At 70.7% G+C, this 6,151-nt stretch carries 5 protein-coding genes; all 5 read left to right on the top strand.

Annotated elements, in window-relative coordinates; all coding sequences use genetic code 11:
* The first annotated feature begins 296 nt into the window (after positions 1-296).
* Positions 297-1,550, top strand: a complete 1,254-nt coding sequence (locus KUM32_RS12685) for an HD-GYP domain-containing protein (RefSeq protein ID WP_217141949.1) — start codon at positions 297-299, stop codon at positions 1,548-1,550.
* 114 nt (positions 1,551-1,664) lie between these two features.
* Positions 1,665-2,645: a hypothetical protein gene (locus tag KUM32_RS12680; protein WP_217141948.1), complete on the top strand. Its 981-nt coding sequence runs from the start codon at positions 1,665-1,667 to the stop codon at positions 2,643-2,645.
* 102 nt (positions 2,646-2,747) lie between these two features.
* Entirely contained in the window at positions 2,748-3,398 is a 651-nt protein-coding gene (gene def / locus KUM32_RS12675; protein WP_217141947.1) for a peptide deformylase, read from the top strand.
* 249 nt (positions 3,399-3,647) lie between these two features.
* Positions 3,648-4,739, top strand: coding sequence for an epi-isozizaene synthase (gene cyc1, locus KUM32_RS12670; RefSeq protein WP_217141946.1), 1,092 nt, complete (start codon positions 3,648-3,650; stop codon positions 4,737-4,739).
* Between the two features lie 44 nt (positions 4,740-4,783).
* The gene (locus KUM32_RS12665; RefSeq protein ID WP_217141953.1) at positions 4,784-6,151 is read left to right on the top strand and encodes a cytochrome P450; all 1,368 of its coding nucleotides are present in this window, start codon (positions 4,784-4,786) and stop codon (positions 6,149-6,151) included.

Here is a 6,151-nt window from a genome sequence, read left to right as displayed (position 1 = left end):
GTGGGGAGGGGCGGGGGTGTGTCCGGTGTGGGCGTGGGCCGGTGTGGGCGGCGCGTCGGTGCCGGTGTGGGCGTGGGCCGGTGTGGGCGGCGGGTCGGTGCCGGGGTGGGCGTGGGGATTGCCCGTGAGGGGGGTGCGGGTGGCTTTCCGGAGCGGCTGTCCGCGCCGACGGTGGCGGCCGTGGTCGTCGGTGCCCCTGCCCGCGTGGCCGTGAGGCGCGGGTGCGCCGGCCGCGGAGGGCCGCCGCCGGACGGCCTGAAGGCGGAAGCGCGGGGCCGCGTCGGCGGGAGCACGCCATGACGTCGTCGCGGTCCCGGTCCCCCGCCGTCCTGGGCGTCGTCCCCGCCTGCGCGGGGCTCGTGGCCCTCGCCTGCGTCGCCTCCGTGCTGTGGTCGGGGCCGGCGGAGCGGCCCGTCGCCCTGGCCTTCGGCGCCCTGGTCGCCCTCGGCGAGCTCACCCGGCGGTCCGGGACCGAGATCCGGGAGACCGCGCCCGTCGGGGCCGCCGGGGCACTGGCCTACGCGCTGCTCGACAACGTCGCCGGGCGGCCCGTGCACCATGGCGTCGCCCAGACCGTCACCGTCGTGCTCGCCGCCTCGCTGCTCGGCAGCGTGCCGTACGTCGCGCGCGGCCGGGGACCCGTGCTGGACCACCTGGCGCGGCGCGTGCTCACCGTCGCCTTCGTCGCCGTGTGCTTCCGGCCGCCGTCCGACCACGGCGTCTTCCAGGCCTGGAGCGGCTCCGCCCACGCGTTGCTGCTGATCGCACTGCTCGCCCTGACCACGCTGTGCGACGCCGTGCTCGCCGCGGCACCCGTGCACGCGCGCACCGGGTGGCCCTTCGGCCCGCTGCTGCGCGAGGAGTTGCGCGGCATGGTCGGGATCACGTCCGCGGTCTGCGCGACCGGGGCGGTGATGGCGCTCGCGGTGGCCGTCGCGGGACTGTGGGCGCTCCCCGTCTTCTGCGTGCCGCTGTTGCTCACCCAGCTGTCCTACCGCCGGTACGCGGCCGTCCGCGCCACCTACCGCCAGACCATCGCCTCGCTCGCCCGGGCCACCGAGATCGCCGGGTACACCCCGGCCGGGCACGCCCGCCGCGTCGCCGAGCTGAGCGGCGCCGTCGGGCGGGACCTGGGGCTGTCCGGAGCCGAGCTGACCGTCCTGGAGTACGCGGCCCTCATGCACGACATCGGGCAGCTGAGCCTGGTCGATCCCGTCCCGGCGGGAGCCACCGCCGATCTGCCCGTCACCGAACAGCGGCGGATCGCGCTGCTCGGCGGCGCCGTCGTGCGTCAGACGGGCGTCGACGCGGCGGTCGCGGTGGTGGTGGAGCGGCAGGCCGACCCCTGCCGTGAGCAGCCGGTCGCCGCGCGGATCATACGGGTCGTGAACGCCTACGAGGAGAAGGCACGGGACGCCGGGCCCGGCGGCGGCCTCACGGCACTGGAGGAGCTGCGCCTGGCCACCGCGGACGACTACGCTCCCGACGTCGTGGAAGCACTGGCCCGGGTGCTGTCCCGAGGCACCCTTACCGCGTCCGCGACGGGGTAACCCATGGGTAATGAGCGCCCTCGCGGCCGTACGTGGTTGGATGCGAAGGAGAAGGTGTCCGGGGGCGCGGGAAGGCACAGCCAGCCCACTGAACGGAACTGGCAGGCGGGAATCGTGAGGATCTTCGGCAAGGGACGGCACCGGCCCTCCGCCTCCTGGCGGCAGGCCACCGACCGCGCGTTCACCCTGATCGGCGACGGTCGCTACGAGGACGCGGGCGCGTTGCTGACGCGCGCCGCCGACCTGGAACCCTGGCTGTCGGAGTCGTGGTTCAACCTCGCCCTGCTGCACAAGTTCCGGCACGACTGGGAGCAGGCCAGAGCGGCGGGCCTCAGGGCCGTGGCACTGCTCGACCGTGACAGCGGCGCGCCCGACTGGTGGAACGTCGGCATCGCCGCGACCGCCCTGCAGGACTGGCCGCTGGCCCGCCGGGCGTGGCAGGCCTACGGGCTGCGCACCCCCGGAGGCGCGACGGACGCCGACGAGCCGCTCGGCATGGACCTCGGCAGCGCGGCCGTGCGCCTGTCGCCGGAGGGCGAGGCCGAGGTCGTGTGGGGGCGGCGTCTTGACCCCGCCCGCATCGAGGTGCTGTCCATCCCCCTGCCGTCCTCCGGCCGGCGCTGGGGCGAGGTGGTCCTGCACGACGGGGTGCCGCACGGGGAGCGGACGACCGCCGCCGGGCACGCCTACCCCGTCTTCGACGAGATCGAGCTGTGGGCGCCGTCACCCGTGCCCACCTGGGTGGTCCTCCTGGAGGCCGCGACCGAGGCCGACCGGGACGCCCTGGAGCAGCTCGCCGCCGACGCGGGTTTCGCCGCCGAGGACTGGTCCTCCTCGGTCCGGCTGCTGTGCCGGATGTGCTCGGAGTCACGGATGCCGTCCGACGAGGGCGACGGCGAGCACCTCGACCCGCACGACCACAGCGAACCGGGCCATCCGGGGCCCCTCGGTCACCGTACCGACGGGCAGCTCTGGGTGCCGGAGCGGGAGTGCGGGGTGGCCGCGCCGGCCGCCCTGGTGCGGGGGCTGCTCGACGGGTGGGTCGCGGACAGTCCTGACTCACGGGACTGGCGGGATCTGGAAGAGGTCTGCTGAGCGGCCCCGTAGTCTTTACCAGGACTCTGCGGCACCAGGACATCGCGGCAGCAGTCCCATCAGCATCACCCCTTAGTTGTTCGAGGAAGGCGTACGTCGGTCATGGCCCAGCAGGACACCGATCAGCAGCACGTGGGCGTGCTCCCCGTGGACGACGAGGGGTTCGTCGTCGACACCGAGGACTGCGAGGAGCGCGAGTCGGCCTGGCGTGAGCGCGGCACCTCGCGTCCGATCACGGTGGTCGGCAACCCGGTGCTGCACAAGGAGTGCGACGACGTCACCGACTTCGGCGAGGAGTTCCAGCAGCTGGTCGCGGACATGTTCGCCAGTCAGCGCACCGCCGAGGGCGTGGGCCTGGCCGCCAACCAGATCGGTGTCGGCAAGAAGGTCTTCGTCTACGACTGCCCCGACGACGAGGGCGTCCGCCACGTCGGTGTGGTCTGCAACCCCAGGCTCGTCGAGCTGCCCGCCGACCGGCGCCGCCTGGACGACAGCAACGAGGGCTGCCTGTCCGTGCCGACCGCCTACGCGCCGCTCGCCCGCCCCGACTACGCCGAGGTGACCGGGCAGGACGAGAAGGGCAACCCGATCAAGGTGCGCGGCACCGGCTACTTCGCCCGGTGTCTGCAGCACGAGACCGACCACCTGTACGGGTACCTGTACATCGACCGGCTCTCCAAGCGTGAACGCAAGGACGCGCTGCGGCAGATGGCCGAGAACGAGCCACGCTACCCCGTGGTCGCGAACGACTGACACCACGTCACCGGCCACACCTCCGTAGCGCGAACGGCGCCCGTTCGGGACTCATCCCGGGCGGGCGCCGTTCGTCTGTCGGAACCTGCCACACAACAGGAGAATTCCGGCACGAGGGGGAGCGAAAGAAGCAAATCCGTTCCCAGAGCGGTCAGTTGTGGTGCTGAATAGGAAGCGCGGGGATACGCAACGGCGCACTCCGCGCCCAGCGAGAGGGGTGCGCCACCGGCGGCTGAGAGGGGTTTGTTCGTGCATGCTTTCTCACACGGCACCACAGCGACACCGACCGCGATCGCAGTACCTCCATCGCTCCGTCTTCCGGTGATCGAGGCGGCCTTTCCACGGCAACTCCACCCGTATTGGCCGAAGCTCCAGAGGAACACCCGCACCTGGATGCTGGAAAAACGACTCATGCCGGCCGACAAGGTCGAGGAACACGCCGACGGTCTCCGCTACACGGACCTCATGGCGGGCTACTACCTGGGCGCCCCCGACGAGGTCATGCAGGCGATAGCGGACTACAGCGCGTGGTTCTTCGTCTGGGACGACCGGCACGACCGTGACATCGTCCACGGCCGGCACGTCGCCTGGCGACTGCTGCGGGACCGGCTGCACACGGCACTCGACTCCCCGTGGGACCATCTGCACCACGAGGACACGCTGGTCGCCGGGTTCGCCGACAGTGTGCGGCGGCTCTACGCCTTCCTGCCGGCGCCGGCGACATGGAACGCCCGGTTCGCCCGGCACTTCCACGCGGTGATCGAGGCGTACGACCGCGAATTCCACAACCGGACCCGCGGGATCGTGCCCGGAGTCGAGGAGTACCTCGAACTGCGCCGGCTCACCTTCGCGCACTGGATATGGACCGATCTGCTGGAGCCGAGCGCGGGCTGTGAACTCCCGGACGCCGTCCGGAGACACCCGGCATATCGCCGGGCGGCGCTACTGAGCCAGGAATTCGCGGCCTGGTACAACGACCTCTGCTCGTTGCCGAAGGAGTTAGCGGGTAACGAGGTCCACAATCTCGGCATCAGTCTCATCACTCATCACGGACTGACCCTGGAAGAAGCTGTCGGGGAAGTCCGGAGACGAGTAGAGGAATGCATCACCGAATTCCTCCTGGTGGAACAGGAGGCGTTACGGTTCGCCGACGACATCGCCGACGGGACCGTGCGTGGAAAGGAACTGAGCGGCGCGGTGCGGGCCGTCATCGGCAATATGCGGAACTGGTTCAGTTCCGTTTACTGGTTCCACCACGAATCCGGCCGGTACATGGTCGACAGCTGGGACGACCGGTCCACGCCCCCGTACGTCAACAACGAAGCGGCAGGTGAGAAATGACCGTCGAGTCCTCTCCCGAGTCCTCGGCTCTGCCCGGACAGCAGATGCCACCGTCCCCCGAGACCCGGACCGGCCAGGCACGGGAACTGCGCGTGCCCCCCGTGGCGGGTGGCGGTGTCCCCCTCCTCGGCCACGGCTGGAAGCTGGCCCGCGACCCGCTGGCCTACATGTCCCAGCTGCGCGACCACGGTGACATCGTGCGCATCAAGCTCGGCCCGAAGACCGTGTACGCGGTCACCACGCCGGAGCTCACCGGAGCCTTGGCCCTGAGCCCCGAGTACCACATAGCCGGCCCGCTCTGGGAGTCGCTGGAGGGCCTGCTCGGCAAGGAGGGCGTGGCGACCGCCAACGGCCCGCTCCACCGGCGCCAGCGGCGCACCATCCAGCCCGCCTTCAAGCTCGACGCCATCCCCGCCTACGGGCCGATCATGGAGGAGGAGGCGCACGCGCTCACCGAGCGGTGGCAGGCGGGACGCACCATCGACGCCACCTCCGAGTCCTTCCGCGTCGCCGTGCGGGTCGCGGCCCGCTGCCTGCTGCGCGGCCGGTACATGGACGAGCGGGCCGAGCGGCTGTGCGTCGCGCTCGCCACCGTCTTCCGGGGCATGTACCGGCGGATGGTGGTCCCGCTCGGACCGCTCTACCGGCTGCCGCTGCCGGCCAACCGGCAATTCAACAACGCGCTGGCCGATTTGCACCTGCTGGTCGACGAGATCATCGCCGAGCGCCGCGCGTCCGGTCAAAAGCCGGACGATTTGCTCACGGCATTGCTCGAGGCGAAGGACGACAATGGCGACCCGATCGGGGAACAGGAGATCCACGACCAGGTCGTCGCGATACTCACCCCGGGCAGCGAAACCATCGCTTCCACGATCATGTGGTTGCTCCAGGCACTTGCCGAACACCCGGAACATGCCGACCGCATACGCGACGAAGTCGAAGCGGTCACCGGCGGGCGCCCCGTGGCATTCGACGACGTCCGCAGGCTCACGCACACCGGCAATGTCATCATGGAGGCCATGCGTTTGCGTCCTGCCGTATGGATATTGACGCGGCGCGCCGTGGTCGAGACCGAACTCGGTGGCTATCGCATTCCGGCCGGTTCGGACATCATCTACAGTCCGTACGCAATCCAACGCGATCCGAAGTCGTACGCCGACAACCTGGAGTTCGACCCGGACCGTTGGATTCCGGAACGTGCCAAGGGCGTGCCGAAGTACGCCATGAAGCCGTTCAGTGTGGGCAATCGCAAGTGCCCCAGCGACCACTTCTCGATGGCCCAGCTGACCCTGATCACGGCGGCGCTCGCCACGAAGTACCGCTTCGAGCAGGTGGCCGGTTCGAACGACGCGGTCCGCGTGGGCATCACCCTGCGTCCGCACGACCTGCTGGTCAGGCCGGTGGCGCGGTGA

This window comes from Streptomyces sp. AC627_RSS907, from assembly GCF_019049165.1.
This window is presented reverse-complemented; position numbering and strand designations above follow the sequence as displayed.

What these genes read in the sequence shown, in the direction of transcription:
- def (WP_217141947.1), top strand. Translation starts at nt 2,748, where the DNA reads ATGGCCCAGCAGGACACCGATCAGCAGCACGTGGGCGTGCTCCCCGTG.
- KUM32_RS12665 (WP_217141953.1), top strand. Translation starts at nt 4,784, where the DNA reads ATGCCACCGTCCCCCGAGACCCGGACCGGCCAGGCACGGGAACTGCGC.
- KUM32_RS12685 (WP_217141949.1), top strand. Translation starts at nt 297, where the DNA reads ATGACGTCGTCGCGGTCCCGGTCCCCCGCCGTCCTGGGCGTCGTCCCC.